The following is a 26,999-nucleotide window of genomic DNA, read 5'->3' on the forward strand; positions in this document are numbered from 1 at the left end:
GTTGGTTCTTTAGGTGTCAGACACCGGGTTGGCGGGGTGTCAGACACCGCCCGCGCCCAGCTCTCTTTCCAGTCCCTTCGGGTTCTCGGCCAGTCTTGCGCGGAATTCCTGCGCCACGTCGCCGACATACACGTCCTCGGTGCCGTCCTTCAGCGCGCGCACGATGGCCGCCGCGATCGCGGCCGGCGCCACGCGCGGCGGCGGCGTGCGCTGCTCCCATTCGTGGTCGACCGGGCCGGGGAACACGTTCACGACCCGCACCCCTGCCGCACGCATCTCCGCGCGCAGGCATTGCGCCAGGGAGAGTGCCGCGGCCTTGGATGCCGACCACATGCCGCGGGACGGCAGGTTCATGTGCGCGTAGATCGACAGCACGTTGACCCACGCCGCGGCGCTGTTCACGCCATCTGCCGCCCGGCCGCAGAGCGCGGGGCCGAAGCTTTGCGCCAGCCGCATCAGGCCCAGCACGTTCACGTCCATGGCGTCGCGCGCGGTGTTTACGTCCTTGCGGTTCAACAGGCCGCCTTCGCGCTCCAGGTCCGCCGTGTTCACCAGGATCTCGACTTTGCCGCCAATCGAGGCGGCCACGCGTTCGACGGAATCGGTATCGGTCACGTCTAGCGTCACGGCCTGCACGCGCGGATCGGCCGCCAGCGCGTCGAAGGCGGCATCGCGCTTCCAGGCCTGCGGATCGCCCAGGAAGACCAGCGGGCTGCCCGCGTCCAGCAGCGCGCGCGCCACCGCCTGGCCAACGGCCGATTTGCCGTCGGTGACCAGCGCGCGGCGGAATTTCGGGTCGCACGAGGTTTCGCGCAGCGTCTTGTCGTCTTCCATGTTCGGGGTATTCCTTTCGGGCAGGGCGATCATCACGGCCTGGCCGCTGCGGTCCAGTTTCAGGGCCAGGCGCACGCGGCCGCCGTCGATGCAGTCCTGGTGGACGTGCGCCACGACGGACGGCCCGGCGTCCATCCGCACCGTGCCCACGCGCCAGGGCAGGCGTTCGCGGAAGTACAGGTCGTTGCTGTGATGCAGGGTCGTGCTGACGAGCAGCACGCCGTTCGGGTCGGCAGGGCGCCAGGGCAGATGTTCGGACAGGCAATGGCCGCAGACCTCGCGCGGCGGATACTGCACCGTGCCGCAGTCGGCGCAGGTCTGCAGATCGAAACGCCCTTCGGCGGCGGCGGCGGTCAGGCCCAGCGCGCTGCGGCTGCGCGAGCCGGGCGGCAGCGTGGGCTGCCGGGTCCGCGCGACGGGATTCTTGCGGGGCGGCTTGGCCAGCGGCTCGGTCATGCGTCGCTCCTTGCCAGGATGGCCGCGGCCGTGCACAGCCCGCGGTCGTAATTGATCATGCCGAAGCCGCTGACCAGCCCCAGGCGCGCATCGGCCACCTGGGTGCCGCCCGCGGTGCCGGTCAACTGGCGCAGCGCCTCGACCAGGCCGAGATACCCCCCGGCCGCGCCCGCCTGGCCCACCGACAACTGGCCGCCGTTGGTGTTGAACGGGAAGCTGCCGTCCACGGTGAAGGTGTTGTCCCGCACGAACTGCGGGGCCGCGCCTTTGTCGCAGAAGCCCAGGTCTTCGATCTGCATCAGGTTGATGACCGGGTAGTCGTCGTAGGCCTGCAGGAAATCCATGTCGGCGGGGGCGGCCCCAGCCTGTCCGTACAGTTCGTCTACGTCCAGGGTCCAGCCGCCTCGGGTCTGGACCGGGTCGTCGATCCAGGCGTTGTGGCGTTCGATGGTGGACAGGATGCGCGCGTAAGGCAGCTTCAGCGCCCGTGCGCGGTCCTCGCTCATGACCAGGAAGGCGTCGGCGCCGGCGCAGGGCATGACGCAGTCGAACAGGTGGATCGGCTCGGTGATGACGCGCGCGTCCAGATACTGCGCCAGCGTCAGCGGCTTCTTCATGAGGGCGTGCGGATAGCGCAGGGCGTTGTCGCGCTGCGCCACGCACAGCTTGCCGAAATCCTCGCGGGTGGCGCCGGTCTGGCGCATGTAGTTGGCCGTCAGCAGCGCGAAGCTGGCGTTCGGGCCGCCCGCGCCATAGGGGTAGACGGCGTCCTGCGCAAAGCGCGAAAACTGGCTGACCGTGTTGCGGAACGAGTCCACGTGGTTGGTGTCGCCGGCCAGGCAGGCCACGACCTCGGCGTCGCCCGCCTGCACGGCGCGCGCCGCGCGGCGCAGCGCGGCCACGCCGCTCGCGCCGCCCATCGGAATGTGGTCGAGCCAGCGCGGCGTCATCCCCAGGTGCTGGACCAGGCCGACCGCGGTGTCGGGCGCGAGCGTGAAGCTGGACACGCACAGGCCGTCGACGTCGGTCTTGGCCAGGCCGGACTGCCGGATCAGCGCGCCCAGCGCGCGTCCCAGCCACCAGTGCGCGGCATGCGTGGAGTAGCGTTCGTACGGAATCGTGACGGGCAGGGCCGCCACGACGCCGTCGTAGCCCAGGCGGCTCATCGGTGGGTCCCCTCGGCCGGGCGCTTCTTCATGTGGCAGGTGTCCACGCAGCGGGTCGTGCCCGGCAGGGTGGGCGCCAGCGCCTTCATCTCGCCACGCTGGATCTTGTTGGTGGTGGTCAGCGGCAGGCTGTCCACGAACGCGACATAGCCGGGCGCCTTGTAATAGGCCAGTTGCTCCAGGCTCCATGCCACGATGGCGCGCGCGGCCTCGGCCATCGCGGCCGCGTCGGCGGGCGCGGTCTCGGGCACCACGCAGGCCAGCACCTCGTCGCCGCGCACCGGGTCCGGCACGGCGGCCACCGCCACCGCCTTGACCAGCGGGTGCTGCATCAGCACGCTTTCCACTTCCACCGCGGAGATGTTCTCGCCGCTGCGGCGGATGACGTTTTTCTTGCGGTCCACGAAACGCAGGGCGCCGTCGGCCTCGCGGCGCACGATGTCGCCGGTGTGGAACCAGCCGCCTTCCCAGGCCTCGTTGGTGGCCGCCTCGTCCTTCAGGTAGCCGGCGAAAAAGCCGTAGCGCGGATCGTCCCCGGCGTGGCGCACCAGCAGCTCGCCGGGTTCGCCGATGGCCGCGGGCTCGCCCGCGTCGGTCACGATGCGCACTTCCACGTCGTCTTCCTCGCTGCCGAAGCTGCTGGTGCCTACGTGGCGCGGCTCCTGGTTGGCGATGATGACGGCGCCCGCGCCGGTCTCGGTCATGGCCCAGGCCTCCAGCAGCGGAAAGCCGAAGCGCGCCTCGAAGGGCGCATGCAGCTTGCGGTCCACGCCCGCGCCGAAGCCGAAGCGGATGGCTGGCTGCCGGTCGCGGTCGGACGGCTCGGCCTTCATCAGGATCGCGGGCATGACGCCCAGGTAGTGCAGCACGGTGGCGCGCGATTCGCGCACGCTGTCCCACCAGGAACGGGGATGGAAGCGGTCCAGCGGGATCAGGCAGCCGCCCGTCACTACCATCGCCATCGCCGAATACGCCATGGCGTTCATGTGCACCAGCGGCAGCGGCGTCAGCATGCGTTCCTGCCCGGGCCGCAGCGCGGCCAGGCCGCCGATGCGCGCGTACCAGCCGCCCGCATGCAGGAAATAGCGGTTGGGCAGGATGCAGCCCTTGGGGCGGCCGGTGGTGCCCGACGTGTACAGCAGCGCGCACTCGGTCAGTTCGGAAGGCGCCGTGCCTTGCCGCGGCGCGGGAAAGGGCGCGGCGGGCGGCGCATCGTCCGGCCCCATCACGCGCAGTTCGCGCCCGGCGCGTTGCGCGGCGGCCAGCAGGTCCGCGTGGCGGCCGGGCAGCGCCACCGCCAGCGCGATCTCGGAGTGGCCGGCCAGGTATTCGAGTTCGGCGGCGCGCAGGTCCGGGTTGATCGGCACCACCGACACGCCCAGCGCGTTCAGCGCGAACCAGTGCAGGAAGAAGGCGGGCCGGTTTTCCAGCAGCAGGCCGGCGCGGTGGCCATGGCCGTAGCCGGCCTGGGCGTACGCGGCGCGCAGGGTCTCGATGGCGTCGGCCGCCTTGCCGTACGTCAGTTCGCCCGCTTCGATGCCATAGGCGGCGGCCGTTTCCGGCAGGATGCACAGGAAGGGCTGGCCGCCATGGCGGGCGGCGGTGTCGGCAAAAGCCTGGTGGACGGTGGCGTTCACGCTCCGCTCCTACATGAACAATTGGATGTTGCCGAAGGCCGCGTCGCAGTTGACGAGGTCCACGCGCTTCAAGCGGATGCGCAGCGCGCCGTCCTGCTCCACCAGATGGTGCGTCGCCCAGCCCGCGTACAGCGTCTGCACATCCAGCCGGGTTTCGACGTAATGGAACGCGGTGCGCACCACGTGGCGGCCCTCGGCCGGCGCGGATTCCGGATGGCCGTGCTCGATGGCCGGCGCCTGCAGCAGATGATGGCAGCGGCTCTTGGGCTGCTGCGAGAACGTGCGCTGGCCCGCCAGCCGCTCCACGCGCACGCGCAGCAGCAGCTTGTCCTCGTACATCAGCGAGGCGTGCAGCTTCGGGTCCGTCTGGCCGTGGGCCAGCGGCATCCAGTAGTAGCCGTCGTCGGTGTAGAGGTCCAGCCAGTCCTCGAAGCGCAGCTCGTCCAGCATGCGCGCTTCGGCATAGACAAAATCGATCAACTCGCGGTCGCTTGCGCTCATACCGACTCCGGTCCGGTCATGTAGCGGCCCCATGCGCGGTACTGGTTGCGCATCTGCCATTCGTTGGTGCCATTGGTGACGACGTTCTTCTGGCCTTCCTCGCCGGGCGTGAAGAGCCGCCCCACGTTCACCCAGTCGCGCGCGCGCGAATGCAGCCCGTCCTGCGCGCGCTCGTACATTTCCAGGTCGTCGTGGCCCACCACCGAGGTGGGCGCGTTGATGAGCCGGTTGTACATGAGCGTGCGCTCCAGCAGCAGGTCCGGCGCGCCCACCAGGCGGAAGGTCCAGGACTCCACCAGCGTGCGGTCGGCGGCGATGGGCTTGAAGATGCGCAGCGTCTGGATCGGGCCCTTGACCATGATGTTGGGGAAGTACACCGTGTTGTGGCGCACGTCGCCCAGGATCGCCTTGGCGCGGTCCTCGCCATAGGCGTGCACCATCGATTCCCAGTAGCCGGGAATCCCCGAGTACGAGGCGTGGATCGAATCCGACACGCCGGTGTGGCCATGTCCGTTCTCCCAGACACGGATGCCCATGTTCTCGAAGAACTCGTAGGGCGAGATGAACGGCGCAAAGAGCTCCACCGCCATGGGCTTTGGCGTGCCTGCGGGCGCCTGCTCCCAGACCTTGACCGCCGTGCCCGCGGAGGATTCGTGGGCAACCATCGGATGGCAGGTGTCGGTCTGGTTGTCGACCAGCATCTTCCAGTTGCAGCGGTGCATGTAGCGCAGCACGCCGCCGGCGACTTCGAGGCGGCCTTCCGGCGAGCGGTCGACCATGTTGTCCAGCGTGGACAGCGAGTCGCCGAAGAATTCCTCGAACGACTGGCCTTCGGGATTCAACCGGCAGAACACGAAGCCGCGATGGTTGCGCACGTCCTTGACGGCGGCCATGCCCTGGCTGGCTTCGCAGTTTTCCAGGCCGGTGTTCTCATAGCCCTTCTTCAGGGGAATCGACAGCAGGCTGCCGTCGGTCTTGAAGGTCCAGGCGTGGTAGGGGCAGCGGAAGAACTTGCCGGTGTTGCCGCAGGCGTCCCCCGCCACCATCGTGCCCTTGTGCGGGCAGCGGTTGTGCAGCACGCGCACGCTCTTGTCGCTGTGGCGCACCATCACCACGGGCTGGTTGCCCACGGTGGTGGTGATGTAGTCACCCGGATTGGGCACCTGGCTGTCGTGGCCGACGTAGACCCAGGTGTTGGCGTACAGGCGCTCCATTTCCAGGTCGAACAGCTCCTGGTCGATGAAGAGATCCTTGTGCACCTCGGTGTCGCGCAACAGGGCGCGGATGGCGTCGGGATTGTCGCGGTACTTGGCCATGGTCGCTTCCTTGTCGGGGGCCTACAGATCCAGCACCAGGCGCGCGGACTTGGCGCGCGAGATGCAGATCTGGATGATCTTGCCGCTGGCCTTTTCGGTGTCGGAAAGGTAGTAGTCCCGGTGGTCGGGTTCGCCTTCCAGCACGGTGGCCTGGCAGACGCCGCATTCGCCGCGCTTGCAGTCGAACATCGGATCGCAGCCTTCTTCTTCCATGACTTCGACGATGGTCTTGTCGGCGGGAATCGTCAGCGTGCGGCCGGACTGGCGCAGTTCGACCTCGAAGGGCTGGTCGCCGGCCTGCGGCGCCGCCGTCGCGAAGAGTTCGAAATGGATGTGGGCGTCGGGCCAGTGCCGCGCGTGCGCGCCCTGGATGACGGCGTCGATCAGGCCCTTCGGTCCGCAGACGTACAGATGCTGGCGCGGCGTGGCCGATTCCAGCAGCGCCTGCAGGTCGAAGCGGCTGGACGGATCGTCGTCGGCGTGCAGCGTCAGGTCGCCGCCCGCCAGCGCCTGCAGTTCGGGCAGGAACGCAAGCTGGTCCTTGCTGCGGCCGCAGTAATGCAGGTGGAAGGCGCGGCCGGCGGCCTTGAGCGCGGCGGCCATGGACGCGATGGGCGTGATGCCGATGCCGCCCGCGATCAGCACGACGGGCTCGTCGCCCGCGGGCGATTCATGCAGCGGGAAATCGTTCTTGGGGCCTTCGACGCTCAGCGTGTCGCCCTCGGCCAGCGCGTGCATGTGGCGCGATCCGCCCTGGCTGGTCTCTTCCAGCCGCACGCCCAGGCGGTATTCGGCGGGCTCGGCAAAGCGTCCCGCCTCGGGCGCCAGCTGCACCAGGGAATAGCAGCGCGGGTCGCGCAGGCCCGGCACCGTCACCTTCAGGTGCGCGCCGGGGCCGAAGGCGGGCAGCGCGCCGCCGTCTTCGCGCGCCAGCCGGAACGAGCGGATCAACGGTGATTCCTGCCGGACTTCCCGGACGATCAGTTTGAGTGTCTGCACGATGTCTGTCTCTTTCTGGTGTCGGCCTCAGGCGGCCAGTTTTTCGGCGATCTGGCGTTCCATCGGCTCGCATTTCACGTTGGCGAGCGCGGTGTCGCGCAGCGCGCGCAATGCCTCGGCGGCGTCGGGACGGCCGGCAAGCTGGTCTGCCGCGGCAATGAGCTGGCGGTACTTGCCGCCGCCGCGCGCATGGGTATCGCTATAGCCCTTGACCAGGCGGCGGCAGTTGACGGTCTCGACCGCCAGCGCGTAGTCGCGCGGCGCCAGCCGGGCGACCAGCGCCAGCCAGGTTTCAAGGGATTCGGTCTCGATCTGGTGGCGCAGCGTGCTGCGCCGGAAGCGGCGCATGCCCGCAAGCGCGTACAGCATCAGGAATCCGCCGAGCGTGCCGCTGCGCAGGCGGCGGCCCTTGCCGAGGCGGCGCTCCACGAAGCCGCCGAACGCCTTGGATCCTTCGAGCCAGCGGCCCAGCCGCGTGGGCAGGGTGCCGCAGATTTCTTCCAGCCGGGGGTGCATGAACTCGGTCGTGTCGACGAGCTGGCCGGGGCGCGCGCCCACTTCGGTGCGCACGCGGTCAAAGCGCGTGCCGCGCGTTTTCAGGTCCGCCACACGGATCACGTCGTCATAGGCCATGGCCGTGGCCACGTAGCGCGCCGCCGCACAGGTCAGCGCCCATTGCCGGGCGTCGCCGCCGTGCTGGGCGTCCAGGTCGCGGATCGCCTTCATGCGGCGCAGGTAGTCTTCGGCGTAGGCCAGGTCCTGGAACTCGATCTGGCGGCGCACGCCCGCGGTCAGCATGGGCTGCGCACAGGCGGGGAAGTCGCGGCGTATCGTGTCCAGCAAGGCCTGCGCGCGGGGGCTGGCTGCGCGTTCGGGCACGGGCGGCACGGGCCGCGCCTGATCGATGGCGGCGGGCTGCCCCGGCGCCTTGTCGGCCGACTCGAAGCCCAGCGCAAAGGCGCGCAGGCTCGCCTCCACGCCCAGGCCGGCGCGGCGCACGGTGGCCTCGAAGTCCTCACGGGCGAAGGGCAGGGCGCCGCTGCCGGCCACCGCGCCGAACAGGCTGGCGCTGATCACGCTGCCGGCGCGATCGGCCAGGTCCTGCAGGTCGAAACAGAGGAAGCGCCGGGCCGCGGCGCGCCCGGCCTCCAGCACCTTGTTCGGATCGGCGATGCCGTTGCCGGGCGCGGATTTTTCGCTGACCGCGTAGCTGCGGTGCGAGGACGTGATCAGCACCGTGCGTTCGGGCGTCACCAGGCCGCGCTGGATGGCGCGGCCGCCTTCCATCAGTTCGGCGGCGACCACCAGGTCCACGTCGCCCGGGGTGGGCATCAGGGCCAGCGCGGGCTGGCGGCCGGCACGCTGGACATCGGCCTCCGGCAGCAATTCCAGGTAGTAGATCGTCGCGCCCGTGCGCTGGGCCACGCCCGGCACCGAGGTGGTCTGCGCCCACCAGCCGGCATGCTCGGCCATGTCGACGATCCAGTCGGCCAGCACGCCGCCGCCCTGGCCGCCCATGGCCAGGATGGCGATCTTGATGGGGTTGCCTTGCTGCATCACCGCCGCGTTCATGGGGCTGCTTCCTTAAAGGGCGTTCTGGGCCAGGCGCGCCGCGCGGCGGCGCTGCAGAAAACCGATCACCGCGCCGCGCATGCGCGCCAGGAAACGGTCGGCGCCGGTCGGGTTGTGGATGATGTCGGCGCGGTAGAACGACGGGCACAGCACGGCGGCATGGGCGACCTCACCGCAATTGCCACAGCCCACGCAGCTGCTTTCCACGTGCGCGACGGGGTCTTCCTTGAGCGGATCGCCGCTGTCCTTCACCGTCAGCGACGGGCAGCCGGACAGCCGGATACAGGCGTGGTCGCCGGTGCAGACGTCGGGGTCCACGCCGAAGCGTTCCTTCACCACGCGCTTGCCTTCCTTGACCGCCTTGTTGAAGAGCGGCTTCACGCGCCGCTGCTTGTTCAGCATGCATTCGGATTGCGCGATGATGACCTTGGGACCCTTGATGTCGGTGGTTAGCGCCTCTTCGAGGGTGGCGCGCACCTTGGCCACGTCGTAGGTGCGGTCCAGCGTGCGCACCCACTTCACGCCCACGCCGCGCACGGCGGCGTCGATGGGGTTGTTGGTCGAGCGGTCGGGATTGTCGGCGCGCGACGACAGGATGTCCTGTCCGCCGGTGGCCGACGCGTAGAAGTTGTCGACGATGACGATGACGCCGTCGTACTTGTTGAAGACCGCGTTGCCGATGCCGGACGCCAGCCCGTTATGCCAGAAGCCGCCGTCGCCCATGATGGAGATGGGCCGCTTGGCGGCGGGCACGTTGAAGGCCGCCGCGCTGGAGGCGCCCAGTCCATAGCCCATCGTGGTGGCGCCCAGGTTGAAGGGCGGCAGGATGGAGAACAGGTGGCAGCCGATGTCGCAGGAAATGTGATGCTGGCCCAGCGTTTCCTGCGCCAGCGTCAACGCGGAAAAGATGGGCCGTTCCGGACAGCCCGTACAGAAGCCCGCGGGACGCGGCGGCACCACGGCGGCCAGGTTCTCGACGTGCTTGTGGAAGGTGATCGGCTGTTCGGCGGGACGCGCGGGCTTGGGGCGCGACACTTCCGTGATGGTGAGCTGGCGCGCGTCGTCCTGTGTCTGGCCCGTTGCCTGCGCCTGCGCGTCCGCCGCCACGGCCGGATGCGTCTGCAACGATTCGGGCCGGTTGCGCTTGAGGAATTCGCGCAGGCCGTCGCGCATGACCTGGGTGGTGTATTCGCCGGCCATCGGCAGCACGTCTTTGCCGGACAGGCGCGTGCCCACGCCCGCGCGGCGCAGCACCGCATGCAGGTTCTGCTCGATGTAGTCGGGCTGGCCTTCTTCCAGCAGCAGCACCGCGCGCTTGCCGCGGCAGAAATCGATGACCTCGTCCTCGATGACGGGGTAGGTCACGTTCATGACGTACAGCGGGATGCGGCTGTTGCCGAAGTTGTCGGCCAGGCCCAGGAGCTGCAGCGCGCGGATGACGCCGTTGTACAGGCCGCCCTGCAGGATCAGGCCGATGTCGTCCTGGTCGCCGTCGAAGTGCTCGTTGAGCTGGTGTTCCTTGATGTAGCGGATGGCGGCGGGCCAGCGCTCCTTGATCTTTTCCTGTTCGTGCAGGAACGACGCGGGCGGCAGCACGATGCGGCTGGTGTCGCGCGCCGGGCTTTCCAGCGCCTCGGCCAGCGAGAAGGCGGGCCGCTTGTTTTCCTTGGCGATGAAGCGTCCGTGCACATGGCAGCCGCGGATGCGCAATTGCAGCATCACGGGCGTCTTGCTGGCTTCCGACAGCGAGAAGCCGTCTTCCACGGCCTTGACCATGCTTTCCAGGTTGGGACGCGGGTCCAGCAGCCAGATCTGCGACTTCATGGCGAACGCGTGCGAGCGTTCCTGCATGATGGACGAGCCCTCGCCGTAGTCTTCGCCCACGATGACCAGCGCGCCGCCCGTGACGCCGCCCGAGGCCAGGTTGGCCAGCGCGTCGGAGGCGACGTTGGTGCCCACGGTGGACTTCCAGGTGACGGCGCCGCGGATGGGGTACATGACCGAAGCGGCCAGCGTGGCGGCGGCGGTGGCTTCCGAGGCGCTGGCCTCGAAGTGCACGCCCAGTTCCTGCAGGATGTCGTTGGCGTCGGCCAGCACGTCCATCAGGTGCGAGATCGGCGATCCCTGATACCCGGCGACGTAGCCCACGCCCGATTGCAGCAGCGCCTTCGTGACCGCAAGAATCCCTTCGCCGCGGAATTCCTCGCCCGCGCCTATACGCAGTTGCTGGACTTCTTTCTTGAAAGACCTTTCTGCCATCTGGATCCCTTTCGCGGACCCTGCCGGGTCCTTAATCCGTGCTGCCCCGCAGCATCGCATTGCCACGAAAACATCGCTTGAAAAATACTTTAGGAGTCAACGTTTTAGCTGTCAATAAAAAAGATGAAATTTCATGGAAATTAAAAAATATCACGCTAAAACAAGGGTGTATATACTGGTTGTTCTCTAGGTTTTTGGTCGGGGCGGGGCGCTGACATGGTGCAAAAACGGGTTGCGATTCGGGGTATACCCTGTGCTGCGCAACAGCATTGCGGTACATCATGGCGCGTGGCTGCGCCGTCGTGGTGCAATGCGCTTTTCGGCAAAGGGGCGGGCCTTGGAAACCAGTGCGTGGGAGCAAAGCAACATGCGGCCAGATAAGCCACGCGGCGCGCGCGCGGCCGTCGCGGGCCCCCGGTTCGTCGACGGCTACCTGGCCTATCTGCTGGCGCAGGCCAGCCAGCGCATCTCGGCGGAATTCCACCAGCAGGTAAAGGCCGCCGGCTTGTCGGTGACCGAATGGCGGGTGCTGGCCAGCCTGCAGGGCAGCGCGGGCGAAACCATCGGCAGCCTGGCGGTGCTGGCCATCACCAAGCAGCCCACGCTGAGCAAGGTGGTGCAGCGCATGGAGGCCGACGGGCTGGTGGCCCGCACCGGCGTGCGCGCCGACCGGCGCCAGACGCGGGTGTGCATCACGGCCAAGGGTTCGAACCTCATCGGCGGCCTGTGCGAGCAGGCGTTGCAGCACCAGAAGGCCGTGCTGGCGCCTTTCGGCGAAGAGAAGGCCGCGCTCCTGATCGAAATGCTGGATGTGCTGATGACCGAGCACGTCCCTCTGGAGCTTCCGCTGGACGCGGACGACTAGGGCCGATGCTTGCGGGCAATCGAACATTGTTCGGTTCAATTGTTTTGTTACAAGCTTATATGTCCCTGATTGTGTTTCCTCTGTGAAAACCCCCTCCGGTACGCATAAACCCTGAATTGACGCGGTTCTCGCGGGTAGGCACACTCGCGCCGGTATTCAGACTACTGTCAGGAGTTGATACTTATGCGCCGCACTTTGATTGCTATCGCGATCGCCGCCGCCGTGGCAGTGCCCTCGATCGGGCAAGCCAAGACCTTCCGCTGGGCCGCTCAAGGCGACATCCTCACCTTCGACCCGCACTCGCAGAATGAAGGCATGACGATCGCCGCCAACAGCTACATCTACGAGCCCCTGGTCGACTACGACAAGTCTTTCAAGCTTTCCCCGCGCCTGGCCACCGAATGGGAACAGGTGTCGCCCACGCTGTACCGCTTCAAGCTGCGGCCCAATGTGAAATTCCATGACGGCGCCGCGTTCACCGCGGACGACGTGGTGTTCTCGATCCATCGCGCCATGGCGCCGACGTCGAACTACAAGGCCTACACCACCGGCATCAAGGAAGCGCGCAAGGTCGATGACCTGACCGTCGAGATCGAGACCTCGGCGCCCAACCCCGTGCTGCTGCGCCAGTTGACCAACGTGTTCATCATGAACAAGGCCTGGTCCGAGAAGAACAACATCGCCAAGCCGCAGGACTTCGTCAACAAGGAAGACACGTTCGGCGCGCGCAACACCAACGGCACCGGTCCCTACAAGCTCAAGAGCCGCGAAGTCGACGTGCGCACGGTCTTCGAGGAAAACAAGGACTGGTGGAACAAGGCCGGCAAGGTCGGCAACGTGACCGAAGTCGTGTTCACGCCGATCAAGCAGAACGCCACGCGCACCGCCGCGCTGCTGTCGGGCGAGATCGACTTCGTGCTCGACCCCGCCGCGCAGGACCTGGACCGCCTGCGCCAGTCGCAGAAGGTGGTCGAGGGCAACGAATACCGCACCATCTACCTGGGCCTGGACCAGAAGCGTCCCGAGCTGCAGTACTCGAACATCAAGGGCAAGAACCCGTTCCAGGACATCCGCGTGCGCGAGGCGCTGTACCGCGCCATCGACGTCGACGCCATCAAGCGCGCCGTGATGCGCGGCCTGTCCGCGCCCACCGGCACGATGATCGCGCCGCAGGTGCATGGCTGGACGGAATCCCTGCACAAGCGCGTGCCGTACGATCCCGAAAAGGCCCGCGCCCTGCTCAAGGAAGCCGGCTACGACGGCACGCTGAACTTCACGCTGGACTGCCCGAACAATCGCTACATCAACGACGAAGCCATCTGCCAGGCCGTGGTGGGCATGTGGGCCAAGGTCGGCGTGAAGGCGACCATGAACGCGATGCCGCGCTCCACCTACTTCCCGAAGGTGCAGTCGTTCGACACCAGCGCCTACCTGTTCGGCTGGGGCGTGCCCACCTTCGACGCCATGTACACGCTGCAGAACCTGATCCGCACCAAGGGCGAGGGCGCGGACGGCATGTACAACCTGGGCAACTACAGCAACAAGGAACTGGACGTCATCATCGACCGGATCAAGACCGAGACCGATCCGAAGAAGCGCGACGCCGATATCGTCGCGGTGCTGGAAGGGCACGCCAAGGACTTCGGGCACATCCCGCTGCATGACCAGGTCATCCCCTGGGCGATGCGCAAGAACGTCACGGTCGTCCACCGCGCCGACAATCGCCTCGTTGCCGATTGGGTCAAGATCGACTGATCCAGGCTAACCAGACGGCGGGACCTGCCCGGTTCCGCCGTCTTGCTTTTTTCCGCCTATGTTCGCTTTCATACTGCGTCGCCTGTTGCAGGCCGTAGCGGTGATGCTCACCGTCGCGCTACTGGCCTTCGTGCTTTTCCAATACGTGGGCGACCCTGTCACCATCATGCTGGGGCAGGACGCCACCGATGCCGAGCGCATCGAACTTCGAGAACGCCTGGGCCTGAACGACCCCGCCATCGTGCAATTCGGCCACTTCGTGGTCAACGCCATGCAGGGCAATTTCGGCATTTCCCTGCGCCAGAGCGAACCCGTTTCCTCCCTGCTGAAATCCCGCCTGCCGGCCACGCTGGAGCTGTCCATGGTGGCCGCGCTGCTGGCGCTGGTCGTGGGCGTGCCGCTGGGCGTGTACACGGCCCTCAAGCGCAACAGCCTGTTTTCGCAACTGCTGCTGGCCGGCTCGCTGCTGGGGGTGTCGCTGCCCACCTTCCTGATCGGCATCCTGCTGATCCTGGTGTTTTCGGTGCAGCTGGGCTGGCTGCCCAGCTACGGGCGCGGCGAGACGGTCAGCCTGGGCTGGTGGACGTCGGGACTGTTCACCGCGACGGGCTGGAAGCATCTCATCCTGCCGTCCATCACGCTGTCGCTCTTTCAGATGACGCTGGTGCTGCGCCTGGTGCGCTCCGAAATGCTGGAGGTCCTCCGCTCGGACTACATCAAGTTCGCACGGGCCCGGGGATTGAAGCGCCGCGCCATCCACTTCGGCCATGCGCTCAAGAACACGATGGTGCCGGTCATCACCATCACCGGCCTTCAATTGGGCGGCATCATCGCCTTCGCCATCGTGACGGAGACCGTGTTCCAGTGGCCGGGCATGGGCCTGCTCTTCATCCAGGCCGTGCAATTCGCCGACGTGCCGGTGATGGCCGCGTACCTGTGCCTCATCGCGCTGGTGTTCGTGGTGATCAACCTGATCGTCGATCTTCTGTATTTCGTCGTGGACCCGCGGCTGCGTTCCGGGCTGACTCGCGGCGGGGGGGCTCACTGATGCGCGCCGTACTCAAACGCTGGTGGGACAGCGACATCGCCTGGGCCTGGCGCCGGGCGCCCGTGGCCATCGCGGCCACGCTGCTGCTGGCGGCCCTGCTGATCGGCTCCTTCGGGGCCGGCTGGGTCGCGCCGCACAATCCGTTCGACCTGACCAAGGTGGAACTGCTGGACGCGCTGCTGCCGCCGGCCTGGGAGCCCAATGGACAGGCCACGTACCTGCTGGGCACCGACAGCCAGGGCCGCGACCTGTACTCGGCCATCCTCTACGGCACGCGCGTGTCGCTGCTGATCGGGCTGGCGTCGGTGTTTTTGTCGATGCTGATCGGCATCGTGCTCGGCCTGGTGTCGGGCTATGCGGGCGGGCGCATCGATGCCTTCATCATGCGCGTGGCCGACGTGCAGCTTTCGTTTCCCGCCATCCTGATCGCGCTGCTCATCGACGGCGTGGCGCGGGCGGCGGTGCCCCGAGAGATGCACGAGCTGATCGCCTTTCCCGTCCTGATCGGCGCCATCGCGCTGGCCGGCTGGCCGCAGTATGCCCGCACGGTGCGCGGCTCGACGCTGGTCGAGAAGAACCGCGAATACGTGCAGGCGGCGCGCGTGATCGGCGTGGCCTCGCCCGTCATCATGTTCCGCCACGTGCTGCCCAACGTGCTGGGGCCGGTGCTGGTGCTGGCGACGGTGCACCTGGCCACCGCCATCATCACCGAGGCGACGCTGTCGTTCCTGGGGGTGGGCGTGCCGCCGACCGCGCCGTCGCTGGGCACGCTGATCCGCATCGGCAACGATTTCCTGTTTTCCGGAGAGTGGTGGATCACCATTTTCCCGGGCGCGGCGCTGGTGCTGCTGGTGCTGTCGGTCAACCTGCTGGGCGACTGGCTGCGCGATGCGCTCAACCCCCGCCTGAATTGACCCACCCCCGAAGCGCCTGCGGCGCTTCCCCCTCAAGGGGGCGCCGCGAGCGGACCGGGAGACCCGGATCCGCTGCGGCCCCGCTGGCGTGTGCAACAGGTATTTGAATAGAGGTATCGCGCATGAGCGTATTACTAGAGGTCCGCAACCTGCGCGTGGAATTCCCCACGCGCCGCGGCACGCTACGCGCCCTGGACGACGTGTCCTTTTCCATCCAGGCGGGCGAAGTCCTGGGCGTGGTGGGCGAATCCGGCGCCGGCAAATCGCTGACCGGCGCCGCCATCATCGGCCTGCTCGAACCGCCCGGCCGCATCGCGGGCGGTGAAATCCTGCTGGCGGGCCGGCGCATCGACAACCTGCCCGACGAGCAAATGCGCCGCGTGCGCGGCCGCGAGATCGGGGCGGTGTTCCAGGACCCGCTGACGTCGCTGAACCCGCTGTACACGGTGGGCAGGCAGCTCGCCGAAACCATCGTGACCCACCTGGACATGTCGTGGTCGCAGGCGCGCAACCGCGCGGTCGAGTTGCTGGCGGCCACGGGCATTCCCGCCGCGCGCGAGCGCATCGACCACTACCCGCATCAGTTTTCCGGCGGCATGCGCCAGCGCGTGGTGATCGCGCTGGCCCTGGCCGCGGAACCGAAGCTGGTGGTGGCCGACGAACCCACGACCGCGCTGGACGTGTCGATCCAGGCGCAGATCATCGAGCTGCTCAAGCGCCTGTGCCGCGAGAACGGCACGGCGGTCATGCTGATCACCCACGACATGGGCGTGATCGCCGAGACCGCCGACCGCGTGGCGGTGATGTACGCGGGCCGCGTGGCCGAGATCGGCCCGGTGGCCGACGTGATCCACCATCCGCGCCACCCCTATACGGCGGGGCTGATGGGGTCCATCCCTACGCTGGAAGGCCACGCCGAAAGGCTGGTGCAGATCGACGGCAGCATGCCGCGTCTGAACGCCATTCCGCCGGGATGCGCATTCAATCCGCGTTGCGGCCAGCGGCTGCCGCGCTGCGCGCACGAACGGCCCGAGCTGATGCCCGCGGGCACGTCGCGCGCGGCCTGTTGGCTGCATGACACGGGCAATACGTTGGAGGTGGCCGCATGAGCACGCCCTTGGTGGAAGTAAAGGACGCGGCGCGCTGGTTCGATGTGTCGCCCCCCTGGCTGGAGCGCACGCTGGCGCGCAAGCCGAAAGTGATGCTGCGCGCGGTCGATGGCGTGTCATTCGACATCGCCCGCGGCGAAACGCTGGCCCTGGTGGGCGAATCGGGCTGTGGAAAGTCCACGGTGGCGCGCATGCTGGTCGGGCTGTATGGCCTGACCCGGGGCGACATCCGCTTCGACGGCCAGCCGCTGTCGCGCATGTCGGAACCGGGCGGCCGCGCCCTGCGCAAGCGCCTGCAGATGATTTTCCAGGACCCCTATGCCAGCCTGAACCCGCGCTGGCGCGTGGGCCGCATCATCGCCGAGCCGATGCTGACCCATACGCAGATGACGCCCGACGAGCGCGTGGCGCGCGTCAGCGACCTGCTGCGGCAGGTGGGCCTGGACCCGGCCGACCAGGGGCGCTACCCGCACCAGTTCTCGGGCGGCCAGCGCCAGCGCATCTCGATCGCGCGCGCGCTGGCGGTCAATCCGGAGTTCCTGGTGTGCGACGAGCCCACCTCGGCGCTGGACGTGTCCGTGCAGGCGCAGGTGCTGAACCTGATGAAGGACCTGCAGCGCAAGCTTGGGCTCACGTACCTGTTCATTTCCCACAACCTGGCCGTGGTGCACCACGTTGCCGATCGCGTGGGGGTGATGTACCTGGGCCGCATGGTGGAAGTGGCGCCGCGCGATGAACTCTTCGCGCGGCCGCGGCATCCCTACACGCGGATGCTGCTGGAAGCGATCCCCGACATCAATGGCGCGGGCAAGCCGCGCACGGCGGTGGCCGGAGAGGTGCCCAACCCGTTGAATCCGCCGTCCGGATGCACCTTCCATCCGCGCTGCCCGCACGCCAATGACCGGTGCCGGGCGGAGGCGCCGGCGGCAATGCTGGCCGGCGTGTCGATCGTGGCGTGCCACGCGGTGCAGGAAGGCCGGATCACGGCGTGATGCGGCAAGCGCCGTGGCCGGGGCGACCGCCCGGGCCGCGGCGCGCGCCGCTCAATGGCGGTGATTGTGGACGTCGTCGTACGGAATGCCGTCGTCGTCCGCGTCGTCCGCCTCCTCATCGTCGTCCTCTTCTTCCTCGTCCGGGTCCGGCTGCGGTTCTTCGCTCAGCGCAAAGGGCAGCACGTCTTCGAGGCTGTCGGACCAGGCGGACTCTTCGCCGTCGTGGTCCAGCTTGATGAAGCGTTCGCCGTCGTTCAGCGAGATCTGGATCGCCCAGAGGTACAGGCAGTCGTAGGTGTCGTCGTCGGACTGGGGCAGGCCGCCGCGGTTGCCCAGCAGCCGCGCGCCCGGGCCGCCCATCTGCACGTGCGTCTGTTCCTCGTCGGTTTCGGCTTTCTCGTCCATCGGGACGCCGAAGGTCACCCATTCGGTGCCTTCGTCGCCCAGCACCACTTCGGCCAGCACGGGCTTGCCCAGGTAGGCGCTGAGCGCGTCCGCGGTCTTGGCCAGCATGTCCAGTTCGGGTGCGCTGAAATGGGTCAAGGAGGCGGGGGGAGTGGCAGAAGCGGACATGAAGATTCCTGGGCGCGATGAAGCCGCGACGGCACGGCAGATACGTCAGCCGCTATTGTCGCGCGAACTGCGCTGCGGTGCATCGGACGCTTGGATTACGAACAAACGCGGGCACGGCAGGTAAACGCGGCACGTCAGGCGCCCGCGGGCAGGCCGCGCTTGCGGGCGCTGTCCGGCGATTCGCCGGTCAGCCGCTGGAACATGGCGATGAAGGCGGAGGGACTGCTGTAGCCCAGCTCGCGCGCCACCGCCTGCACCGGACGGCCTTCGTCCAGCAGGCCCAGCGCGCTGACCACGCGCAGCCGCTGTCGCCAGTCGTTGAACGACATGCCCAGGTGCTGCTGGCAATGGCGCAGCAGCGTGCGCTCGGTGATCCCCGCGGTGCCGGCCCAGTAGGCCGCGCCGCGCCGGTCGCCGGGGGTGCGCTGCAACGCGGACAGGACCGGCGCCAGGATGGGATCGCTGGTGGAGGGCAGATAGCTGGCGTAGGCGCGCGCCTGGCGGGCCTGGTCGATGACGATCTGCGCCATTCTCCGGTCTTCCGGCGTCACCGGATGGCAGATGCCGCGCCGTTCGAAGTCCGCCAGGATCGCCCGCATGACGGGGCTGATCTCCAGCGTGCAAGGCGCATCGGGCAGGCCCGCGCAGGCCCCGGCCGGGATGTCGATGCAGGCGTAGTGCACTTCGCCTGCGTTCTGGCAGCAGTGCTCCACCCCGGGAGGTATCCAGATGGCGTACTGCGGCGGCGACAGATAGGTCACGCCGCGGATGCCGATTTCCATGATGCCGGAGATGGCGAAATTCAGCTCGGCCCAGGGCGAGGTGTGACGCTTCATGCGCGAATTGGGCGTGAAGTGCAGGATGCGGCAGGCCAGCGGGTAGGGCAGGTGTTCGGCCAGGATCGGGAAGTCGACGGCAGGCGCCATGTCGGATGTTCGCGTGGTTTTGTCTGTTTTTCAGTATATACATCATGTCGGACGCGGCCTACACTGGCCTGCCTTTCGTATCCCCGCTGGTCAGTTTCGATGACGCGCTCCGACGCCCCGCACACCCCGTTCCGATTCTTCCTTTTCCCGCTCCTGGCGGCCCTGATCTGGTCGATCAACATGATCGTGACCAAGATGGCGGCCGGGGTGATCGCGCCGGCCGCCATCGGCTTTTACCGCTGGGCGCTGGCGGGCGCGGTGCTGACCCCGTTTGCGCTGCCGGGCGTATGGGCCCAGCGCCGCCTGGTGCTGGCGCATTGGCCCAAGTTCGCCGTGCTGGGCGGACTGGGCATGGCGCTGTACCAGGGGCTTGCGTACGTGGCCGCGTCCTCCACCACCGCCACCAACATGGGCTTCATCACCGCGATGATTCCGCTGCTGACGGTCGCGGTCATGGCGGTGGTGATGCGCGAACGGCCGTCGGCCATGGCGGTGCTGGGCGGTCTCGTGTCGCTGGCCGGCCTGGCGCTCCTGATCGGCGAGGGCGATCCGGCCCGGCTGCTGTCCCTGGGCGCCAATCGCGGCGACGTGCTGATGGGGCTGGGCGCGCTGGCCTACGCCCTGTATGGCGTGCTGCTGCGGCGCTGGGCCTTGCCGGTCGGACCGTGGCAATCGCTGTACGTGCAGGTCGCCTTCGGCATCCTGTTCCAGTTGCCTGCCTTCCTGCTGGCGCCGCCGTCGCCGCTGAACGCCGCCAACGTGCCGCTGGTGCTCTACGCGGCGGTCTTCCCGTCGCTGTTCGCGCCGTACCTGTGGATGCAGGGCGTGCGGCACCTGGGACCCAACCGCGCCAGCATCTTCCTGAACGTCATGCCCGTGTTCACCGTCGCCATCGCGGCGCTGTTCCTGGACGAGAAACCGCATCTCTTCCACATCGCGGGCGGCGCCCTGGCGGTGGCCGGCGTGATGCTGGCGCAGATGCGCACGCCGGGCCTGCCCCGGCGCGCCCCCAAAGCCGGCTGACGCAAGACGGGGGCGGATCGCCGCCGCCGCACGCCGGCCGGGGTTCCGGCCTACAATCAACGGTTTCTCAGCTATATCTCTTCTACGAGCCCATGGCCCAATACGTCTACACCATGAACCGCGTCGGCAAGATCGTGCCGCCCAAGCGGCAGATCCTGCGCGATATCTCGCTTTCGTTTTTTCCTGGCGCCAAGATCGGCGTGCTGGGCCTGAACGGCTCGGGCAAGTCGACGCTGCTCAAGATCATGGCGGGCGTTGACCGCGAGATCGAAGGCGAAGCCATCCCCATGCCGGGCCTGAACATCGGCTACCTGCCGCAGGAACCGCAGCTCAACCCCGAGCACACGGTCCGCCAGGCCGTCGAAGAAGGCCTGGGCGCGGTCGTCACCGCCAAGAAGCGCCTGGACGAGGTCTACGCCGCCTACGCCGAACCCGATGCGGACTTCGACGCGCTGGCCGCCGAACAGGCCGAACTGGAAGCCATCATCGCCGCGGCCGCCTCCAGCGGTTCGGACGATATCGAGCACCAGATGGAGATCGCCGCCGACGCGCTGCGCCTGCCGCCCTGGGACGCCATCGTCGGCAACCTGTCCGGCGGTGAAAAGCGCCGCGTGGCCCTGTGCCGCCTGCTGCTGTCCAAGCCCGACATGCTGCTGCTGGACGAACCCACCAACCACCTGGATGCCGAAAGCGTCGAGTGGCTGGAACAATTCCTGCACAAGTTCCCCGGCACTGTCGTGGGCGTGACCCACGATCGCTACTTCCTGGACAACGCCGCCGAGTGGATCCTCGAACTGGACCGCGGCTACGGCATTCCCTGGAAGGGCAACTACAGCTCGTGGCTGGAACAGAAGGAAGACCGCCTCAAGCAGGAAGAATCCTCGGAATCGGCACGCCAGAAGACCATCAAGAAGGAACTGGAGTGGGTGCGCCAGAACCCCAAGGGACGCCAGGCCAAGGCCAAGGCGCGCCTGGCGCGTTTCGAGGAACTGTCGTCCTACGAATACCAGAAGCGCAACGAAACCCAGGAAATCTTCATTCCGGTGGGCGAGCGCCTGGGCAACGAGGTCATCGAATTCAACAACGTCAGCAAGGCCTATGGCGACCGCCTGCTGATCGACAACCTCAGCTTCAAGGTGCCGCCCGGCGCCATTGTGGGCATCATCGGCGCCAACGGCGCCGGTAAGTCGACGCTGTTCCGCATGATCTCGGGCCGCGAGCAGCCGGATTCGGGCGAAGTCAAGATCGGCCAGACCGTCAAGCTCGCCTACGTCGACCAGTCGCGCGATGCGCTGGAAGACAAGAAGACCGTGTTCGACGCGGTGTCGGACGGCGCCGACATCCTGACCGTGGGCAAGTTCGAAATGTCGTCGCGCGCCTACCTGGGCCGCTTCAACTTCAAGGGCGGCGACCAGAACAAGGTCGTGGGCCAGCTCTCGGGCGGCGAACGCGGCCGCCTGCACATGGCCAAGACGCTGATCGCCGGCGGCAACGTGCTGCTGCTCGACGAACCGTCCAACGACCTCGACGTCGAAACCCTGCGCGCGCTCGAAGACGCGCTGCTGGAGTTCCCGGGCAGCGTCATGGTGATCAGCCACGATCGCTGGTTCCTGGACCGTATCGCCACGCACATCCTGGCTTTCGAAGGCGACTCGCAGGTCGTGTTCTTCGACGGCAACTACCAGGAATACGAAGCCGACAAGAAGCGCCGCCTGGGCGAAGAGGGCGCCAAGCCCAAGCGCCTGCGCTATAAGGCGCTGAAGTAAGCCGCCTCGCGGCTGATCGCTGATCGGCACCACGAATCCCGGCCTGCGCGCCGGGATTTTTTTGTGTCTGGCGCCCTGCAGGCATGGGCATTCAGTTCGCAACGCGGCCTCCCGGGCGCCAGACACCGCCCGCCGCGCGGGGTTATCCTGGGGCATTGTCCTGGGAGCCTTTCATCATGCTGCTGTCCGCCTCCGATTCCACCCTGCTGATCGTCGACATGCAGGGCCGCCTGATGCCCGCCATTCACGACGGCGACGCCGTGCTCAACGCCGCGCACAAGCTGGCGCAGGCCGCTCGCCTCCTCGACGTGCCCGTGGTGGCCACCGAGCATCACGGCAAGATGCTGGGCGTCACGGTGGACCCGTTGCGCGAACAGGTGCAGGCCACGTTCCAGAAGATGCACTTTTCCTCGGCCCGCGAGCCCGGGTTCGATGGCTGGCTGCCGGCCTCGCGCCGGACGGTGCTGGTGGCCGGCTGCGAGGCGCACATCTGCGTCCTGCAGACCGTGATCGGCCTGACCGAGCTGGGCTACAAGGCGGTGCTGGTGGCGGACGCCGCCGGCTCGCGCAAACCCTCGGACCATCACGCGGCCCTGCGACGCGCGCGCGCCCACGGCGCCGAGATCGTCACCACCGAGATGGCGATTTTCGAATGGATGGAGACCTGCGAGCATCCGCGCTTCCGCGACGTGTTACGTCTGGTCAAATAGCGGGACGCCCCTGCAACATGGTTCCCAGGGGAGTGCAAAGATCCACTCTCCCTTTGACACAATTCCTGGGCAAACCTAACAGTGTGTCCCCGGATATTTTGCGATCCTGAAGGCTCTGAATCCCAAAAGGTCCGCGCGCTCGCGTCACGGTTCACCGGTGCGGCCCCCGGGTACAAGAACAGGAGCTTCATCATGAAAATCGCATCGCTTTCCAAGATCTGTGCCGCCGTGGCCTTGGCCGCCACCATGGCGGGTTGTTCATCGTGGGATGGCATGAGCCATCGCCAGAAGAGCACGGTGGGGGGCGCCGCGCTGGGCGGCGTTGCCGGCGCCGTGATCACGAACGGCGGCGTGCTCGGCACCGTGGGCGGCGCTGCCATCGGCGGGGTGATTGGCGATCAGGTCGGCAAGCGCTGATCTTTCCACGCCCCAAAAGCAACGCCCGGCAATGCCGGGCGTTTTTTTGCGCGGTGCGCGCGGCCAGGCCGCGCGCGCGACGAGGCATCAGGTCTCGTTCTGCGGCATCTCGATCTTTACTTCCAACACTTCCAGCGTGTCCTGGCGTTCCAGGTGCACCTTGATGTCTTCAGGATTGATCTTCACGTACTTGGAGATGACCGCGATCAGTTCCTGCTGCAACTGGGGCAGGTAATCGGGCGAATCCCCGCGGCCACGCTCGTGGGCCAGGATGATCTGCAACCGTTCTTTGGCGACGGACGCGGAGGTCTTCTTTTGACCGAGCAGAAACGACAGGAAGGACATCGCTTACTTTCCTCCGAACAGGCGCTTCAGGAAACCGGGCTTTTCGTAGTCGGTAAAGCGCAGCGCCTTGTCTTCGCCCAGGTAGCGGCTGACGACGTCCTTGTAGGCTTCCGAGACGTCGGTGTCTTTCAGGTGAATGGCGGGCAGGCCCTGGTTCGACGCCTGCAGCACGGCTTCGGACTCGGGGATCACGCCGATCAGCTTGATGCGCAGGATGTCTTCGATGTCGGTCAGCGACAGCATCTCGCCGTCGGACACGCGCTTGGGGTTGTAGCGCGTCAACAGCAGGTATTCCTTGACCGGTTCGTCGCCATCGACGGCGCGCTTGGACTTGGCCGCCAGGATGCCCAGGATGCGGTCAGAGTCGCGCACCGAGGACACCTCGGGGTTCGTGACCACCAGCGCGTCGTCGGCGAAGTAGGCCGCCATCAGCGCGCCGGTCTCGATGCCGGCGGGCGAGTCGCAGACGATGTAGTCAAAGCCCATTTCCTTCAGGTCGTTGATGACCTTTTCCACGCCTTCCTGCGTCAGCGCGTCTTTGTCGCGCGTTTGCGAGGCGGGCAGGATGAACAGGTTCTCGAGCTGCTTGTCCTTGATCAGCGCCTGCTTGAGGGTGGCCTCGCCCTGGATCACATTGACGAAGTCGTACACCACGCGACGCTCGCAACCCATGATGAGGTCGAGATTGCGCAGGCCGACGTCAAAGTCGATGACAGCCGTCTTGTGGCCCCGCATCGCGAGGCCCGCGGAAAAACTGGCGCTCGTCGTGGTCTTGCCCACGCCGCCTTTGCCGGAAGTCACCACAACAATGCGTGTCATGACGATCAAACCCTTATGTTCGAATAAATCGCGTTATCGTAAAGCAAAAAGCCCATGTAAGGCTTCTTACAGGATGTGTTGAGATTTGAGCGGGCAGCGGCCGCGCCGCCGCCGCGCAACCGGACGCAAACCGAGGCGTCCGGGGGCGGGCATCACGCCTTGAGGGCCTCGATGCGCAAGGTGTCGCCGTCCAGGCGGACCAGCGCGGGCTGGTTCTGCAGCGCGCCGTCGAGCTTGTCTTCGACCACGCGGTACACGCCCGCCACGGCCAGCAGTTCCGCATCCAGATGCGTCGTGAAGATGCGCGCCGACGTGTCGCCGCGCGCGCCGGCCATGGCTTTGCCGCGCAGCGGACCGTACACGTGGACGTTGCCGTCGGCGATGACTTCCGCGCCCTGGCTGACCATGCCGATCACCACCAGGTCCGTGTGGCGCGCATAGATGCGTTGCCCCGAGCGCAGCGGCCGCGTGACCACCAGCGCCGAGGACGAGTGCGGCGCCGACGGCGTGGGACTGGCGGCAGACGTCGTGCTGCTGGCGGCGCGCGCCGGCAGCGGGTCTGCCGCGGGCGCGGCGTCGGCCGCAGCGGGCTTGTCCTGCGCGTCGGCATGGGCCGCGGGCGTTTCCGCCGCATTGGCCGAGGTGTCGGTGGGCGCGGGGGCGATTTCGACGGCGGCGGCCGGCACGGACGGCACCGGCGTCGCGACATCGTTGGGCGGCGCGGTGTCGACCACGGGGGCGGGGCGGGCGGCAGGCGTGGACAGTTCGACCGGCGTCAGGCCCGCGTCGCGCGCGGCCTGCAGGTTCACGCCTTCGGCCACGACGCCGATCGGGGGCAGGTTGTGGCCGCGCAGCGATTCCACCAGCGCCGGCCAGTCGATCTTTTCCTCGACCCGGCTGGCGTCGATGACGACGGGCTCGTTTTCAAAGAAGCTGCCGGCATCCGCCATGCGCTTGGTGAGCGCTGCGTTCAGGCGTTCGGGGTCGGCGCTATGCAAAACCACCCGGATGGCATAAAGGGTGGCGCTCTTGAAGTCCAGGGCTAGGGATTCAGTGTTCATCTTGATTGTGGCTGGCGGTCCGGGCGCCGAAAAACGGCGCGCTCAACCGGCTGCGGGATGTCGGGGATGATAACCCGCCCAGGGCGGGCTGAGCCGGCCGCACAGCGAAAGAAAAAGGCGTCGCAAGACGCCTTTTCCCCGTATTGCGCGCGCGGGAGGTCAGCCCTGGGCCCAGGAATCGCGCAAGGTCACGATGCGGTTCAGCACCGGCGTCTGCGGCGTCGAGTCCTTGAGGTCGGCCGTGAAGTAACCCAGGCGCTCGAACTGCCAGGTGGCGCCCGGCGTGGCGACCGTGCCCGGCTCCAGCCAGGCCGTGACGGTCTCTTTGGAATTGGGGTTCAGGCAGGCCAGGAAGTCCTTGTCGCCGCCGTCCGGACGCGGATCGGCGAAGAGGCGGTCGTACAGGTGGATCTGCGCGGGCACCGCGTGCGCCGCGCTGACCCAGGTGATGTTGCCCTTGACCTTGACGCTGTCGGCCCCCGGCGTACCGCTCTTGGTGTCCGGCAGGTATTCGGCCTGCACTTCGACGACCTCGCCGGCCTCGTTCTTGGTGAAGCCGGTGCAGCGCACGACATAGCCGTACTTCAGGCGCACGGTGTTGCCGGGGAAGAGGCGGAAATACTTCTTGGGCGCTTCTTCGCGGAAGTCGTCGCGTTCGATCCACAATTCGCGCGACAGCGGGAATTCGCGCACGCCGGCGTCCGGATCGTGCGGGTTGCGCGGCGCGGTGCAGGTCTCGGTCTGCCCTTCGGGGTAGTTGGTGATGACCAGCTTGATCGGATCCAGCACGGCCACCGAACGCGGGGCGATGGGGTCCAGGTCGTCGCGCACGGCCTGCTCCAGCAGGCTGTAGTCGATGCGCGAATCGGACTTGGACACGGCGGTGCGGTCGCAGAAAAGGCGGATCGAGGCGGGGGTGTAGCCGCGGCGGCGCAGGCCGAAGATGGTGGGCATGCGCGGATCGTCCCAGCCGTCCACGTGGCCTTCCTTCACCAGTTGCAGCAGCTTGCGCTTGCTGGTGACGACGTAGCTGAGGTTCAGGCGGGCGAACTCGTACTGGCGCGGCAGCGGCTGGGCCAGCTTGCCGAGTTCGGCCAGGCGCGCCAGGATCCAGTCGTAGAACGGGCGCTGGTCTTCGAATTCAAGCGTGCAGACGCTGTGCGTGATGCCTTCCAGCGCGTCTTCCACCGGATGCGCCCAGCTGTACATCGGGTAGATGCACCACTGGTCGCCGGTGCGGTGGTGGGTGGCGTGGCGCACGCGGTACATGACCGGGTCGCGCAGGTTGATGTTGGGCGACGCCATGTTGATCTTCGCGCGCAGCACCAGGCTGCCGTCCGGATGCTTGCCGTCGCGCATTTCGCGCAGCAGCGCGATGGATTCGGCCGCCGGGCGGTTGCGCCAGGGCGAATCCGTGCCGGGTTCGGTCAGGGTGCCGCGGTTGGCGCGGATCTCGTCCGCGCTCTGCGCGTCGACATAGGCGTGGCCCGCTTCGATCAGGGCTTCGGCGAACTCGTACATATAGCCGAAATAGTCGCTGGCGAAGTACAGGTTCTCGCGGCCGTCGGCCTTCCAGTCAAAGCCCAGCCAGTGGACGGCCTCGATGATGGCGTCGACGTATTCCTGGTCTTCTTTCTCGGGGTTGGTGTCGTCAAAGCGCAGGTGGCAGACGCCGCCGAAGTCGCGCGCCAGGCCGAAGTTCACGCAGATGCTCTTGGCGTGGCCGATGTGCAGGTAGCCGTTGGGCTCCGGCGGAAAGCGCGTGCGGATGCGGGCCGGGTCCGCGTCTCCCTGCTGCTGCAAGGCCGCCGGGCCAGGCTTGCCCGCCCAGCGCTTGCCCTGGAAGCGATTGGCTTCGAGGTCGTCTTGGACGATGTTGAGCAGGAAGTTTGATGCGGCGGGGGTCGGCGTCGTGGCGGAGGTCATTCTTGAAAGA

General features: G+C 67.3%; 24 protein-coding genes. 10 read left to right on the plus strand and 14 right to left on the minus strand.

The genetic code is table 11. The annotated features are described in order from the left end of the window. Positions 1-39: 39 nt before the first annotated feature. From BXA00_RS13895 to BXA00_RS13930, 8 genes are read right to left on the minus strand one after another with little or no spacing between them, the layout of a single operon-like run. Complete coding sequence (locus BXA00_RS13895; protein WP_076519017.1) at positions 40-1,290, minus strand: SDR family NAD(P)-dependent oxidoreductase; 1,251 nt, start codon at positions 1,288-1,290, stop codon at positions 40-42. Next, the gene (locus tag BXA00_RS13900) at positions 1,287-2,456 is read right to left on the minus strand and encodes a thiolase family protein (RefSeq protein WP_076519018.1); all 1,170 of its coding nucleotides are present in this window, start codon (positions 2,454-2,456) and stop codon (positions 1,287-1,289) included. The genes BXA00_RS13895 and BXA00_RS13900 overlap by 4 nt, the downstream gene beginning before the upstream one ends. After that, complete coding sequence (locus tag BXA00_RS13905) at positions 2,453-4,093, minus strand: AMP-binding protein (RefSeq protein WP_076519019.1); 1,641 nt, start codon at positions 4,091-4,093, stop codon at positions 2,453-2,455. Before BXA00_RS13905 ends, BXA00_RS13900 begins: the two co-directional genes overlap by 4 nt. 9 nt (positions 4,094-4,102) lie before the next feature. Continuing rightward, positions 4,103-4,594 (minus strand): aromatic-ring-hydroxylating dioxygenase subunit beta, encoded by a 492-nt coding sequence (locus BXA00_RS13910; protein ID WP_076519020.1) that lies wholly within the window; start codon positions 4,592-4,594, stop codon positions 4,103-4,105. Further along, on the minus strand, positions 4,591-5,910 hold the full coding sequence (locus BXA00_RS13915; protein ID WP_076519021.1) for an aromatic ring-hydroxylating dioxygenase subunit alpha: 1,320 nt from the start codon (positions 5,908-5,910) through the stop codon (positions 4,591-4,593). Before BXA00_RS13915 ends, BXA00_RS13910 begins: the two co-directional genes overlap by 4 nt. A gap of 21 nt (positions 5,911-5,931) precedes the next feature. Next, on the minus strand, positions 5,932-6,909 hold the full coding sequence (locus BXA00_RS13920; RefSeq protein ID WP_076519022.1) for a PDR/VanB family oxidoreductase: 978 nt from the start codon (positions 6,907-6,909) through the stop codon (positions 5,932-5,934). Positions 6,910-6,936: 27 nt separating this feature from the next. Further along, on the minus strand, positions 6,937-8,481 hold the full coding sequence (locus tag BXA00_RS13925; RefSeq protein WP_076519023.1) for an indolepyruvate oxidoreductase subunit beta family protein: 1,545 nt from the start codon (positions 8,479-8,481) through the stop codon (positions 6,937-6,939). A 12-nt stretch (positions 8,482-8,493) separates the two neighbouring features. Continuing rightward, entirely contained in the window at positions 8,494-10,740 is a 2,247-nt protein-coding gene (locus tag BXA00_RS13930) for an indolepyruvate ferredoxin oxidoreductase subunit alpha (protein ID WP_076519024.1), read from the minus strand. Positions 10,741-11,107: 367 nt separating this feature from the next. On the opposite strand from BXA00_RS13930, the gene BXA00_RS13935 reads away from it, so the two are divergent. The 6 genes from BXA00_RS13935 to BXA00_RS13960 all read left to right on the plus strand — a co-directional run bounded on the left by BXA00_RS13935 (position 11,108) and on the right by BXA00_RS13960 (position 17,423). After that, a complete protein-coding gene (locus BXA00_RS13935) occupies positions 11,108-11,605 on the plus strand; it encodes a MarR family winged helix-turn-helix transcriptional regulator (protein WP_076519025.1) in 498 nt (165 codons plus the stop codon). Positions 11,606-11,788: 183 nt separating this feature from the next. Next, complete coding sequence (locus BXA00_RS13940; protein WP_076519026.1) at positions 11,789-13,360, plus strand: ABC transporter substrate-binding protein; 1,572 nt, start codon at positions 11,789-11,791, stop codon at positions 13,358-13,360. 58 nt (positions 13,361-13,418) lie between these two features. Next, the gene (locus BXA00_RS13945; RefSeq protein WP_076519027.1) at positions 13,419-14,408 is read left to right on the plus strand and encodes an ABC transporter permease; all 990 of its coding nucleotides are present in this window, start codon (positions 13,419-13,421) and stop codon (positions 14,406-14,408) included. Beyond that, entirely contained in the window at positions 14,408-15,322 is a 915-nt protein-coding gene (locus BXA00_RS13950) for an ABC transporter permease (RefSeq protein WP_076519028.1), read from the plus strand. Before BXA00_RS13945 ends, BXA00_RS13950 begins: the two co-directional genes overlap by 1 nt. A gap of 122 nt (positions 15,323-15,444) precedes the next feature. Then, on the plus strand, positions 15,445-16,431 hold the full coding sequence (locus BXA00_RS13955; RefSeq protein ID WP_076519029.1) for an ABC transporter ATP-binding protein: 987 nt from the start codon (positions 15,445-15,447) through the stop codon (positions 16,429-16,431). Then, on the plus strand, positions 16,428-17,423 hold the full coding sequence (locus BXA00_RS13960) for an ABC transporter ATP-binding protein (RefSeq protein WP_076519030.1): 996 nt from the start codon (positions 16,428-16,430) through the stop codon (positions 17,421-17,423). Before BXA00_RS13955 ends, BXA00_RS13960 begins: the two co-directional genes overlap by 4 nt. 51 nt (positions 17,424-17,474) lie before the next feature. Here BXA00_RS13960 and BXA00_RS13965 read toward each other — a convergent pair whose 3' ends face one another. Then, positions 17,475-17,996: a hypothetical protein gene (locus tag BXA00_RS13965; protein WP_076519031.1), complete on the minus strand. Its 522-nt coding sequence runs from the start codon at positions 17,994-17,996 to the stop codon at positions 17,475-17,477. A 134-nt stretch (positions 17,997-18,130) separates the two neighbouring features. Beyond that, entirely contained in the window at positions 18,131-18,922 is a 792-nt protein-coding gene (locus tag BXA00_RS13970) for a helix-turn-helix transcriptional regulator (protein WP_076519032.1), read from the minus strand. A 99-nt stretch (positions 18,923-19,021) separates the two neighbouring features. Here BXA00_RS13970 and BXA00_RS13975 point away from each other — a divergent pair, with 99 nt between their 5' ends. The 4 genes from BXA00_RS13975 to BXA00_RS13990 all read left to right on the plus strand — a co-directional run bounded on the left by BXA00_RS13975 (position 19,022) and on the right by BXA00_RS13990 (position 22,838). After that, positions 19,022-19,945, plus strand: a complete 924-nt coding sequence (locus BXA00_RS13975) for a DMT family transporter (protein ID WP_076519033.1) — start codon at positions 19,022-19,024, stop codon at positions 19,943-19,945. A gap of 92 nt (positions 19,946-20,037) precedes the next feature. Further along, positions 20,038-21,711, plus strand: a complete 1,674-nt coding sequence (gene ettA / locus BXA00_RS13980) for an energy-dependent translational throttle protein EttA (RefSeq protein ID WP_076519034.1) — start codon at positions 20,038-20,040, stop codon at positions 21,709-21,711. 176 nt (positions 21,712-21,887) lie between these two features. Continuing rightward, positions 21,888-22,421: an isochorismatase family protein gene (locus BXA00_RS13985; RefSeq protein ID WP_076519035.1), complete on the plus strand. Its 534-nt coding sequence runs from the start codon at positions 21,888-21,890 to the stop codon at positions 22,419-22,421. A gap of 192 nt (positions 22,422-22,613) precedes the next feature. Continuing rightward, positions 22,614-22,838 (plus strand): glycine zipper 2TM domain-containing protein, encoded by a 225-nt coding sequence (locus BXA00_RS13990; protein ID WP_056321146.1) that lies wholly within the window; start codon positions 22,614-22,616, stop codon positions 22,836-22,838. Between the two features lie 87 nt (positions 22,839-22,925). Here BXA00_RS13990 and minE read toward each other — a convergent pair whose 3' ends face one another. The 4 genes from minE to BXA00_RS14010 all read right to left on the minus strand — a co-directional run bounded on the left by minE (position 22,926) and on the right by BXA00_RS14010 (position 26,989). Beyond that, positions 22,926-23,183, minus strand: coding sequence for a cell division topological specificity factor MinE (minE, locus tag BXA00_RS13995; RefSeq protein ID WP_006217654.1), 258 nt, complete (start codon positions 23,181-23,183; stop codon positions 22,926-22,928). A 3-nt stretch (positions 23,184-23,186) separates the two neighbouring features. Continuing rightward, positions 23,187-24,002 (minus strand): septum site-determining protein MinD, encoded by an 816-nt coding sequence (minD, locus tag BXA00_RS14000; RefSeq protein WP_056569518.1) that lies wholly within the window; start codon positions 24,000-24,002, stop codon positions 23,187-23,189. A 152-nt stretch (positions 24,003-24,154) separates the two neighbouring features. After that, a complete protein-coding gene (minC, locus tag BXA00_RS14005) occupies positions 24,155-25,063 on the minus strand; it encodes a septum site-determining protein MinC (protein WP_076519036.1) in 909 nt (302 codons plus the stop codon). 159 nt (positions 25,064-25,222) lie between these two features. After that, positions 25,223-26,989, minus strand: coding sequence for a glutamine--tRNA ligase/YqeY domain fusion protein (locus BXA00_RS14010; protein ID WP_076519037.1), 1,767 nt, complete (start codon positions 26,987-26,989; stop codon positions 25,223-25,225). Positions 26,990-26,999: the final 10 nt, after the last annotated feature.

The organism is Achromobacter sp. MFA1 R4 (assembly GCF_900156745.1).
GTDB lineage: Bacteria > Pseudomonadota > Gammaproteobacteria > Burkholderiales > Burkholderiaceae_B > Achromobacter.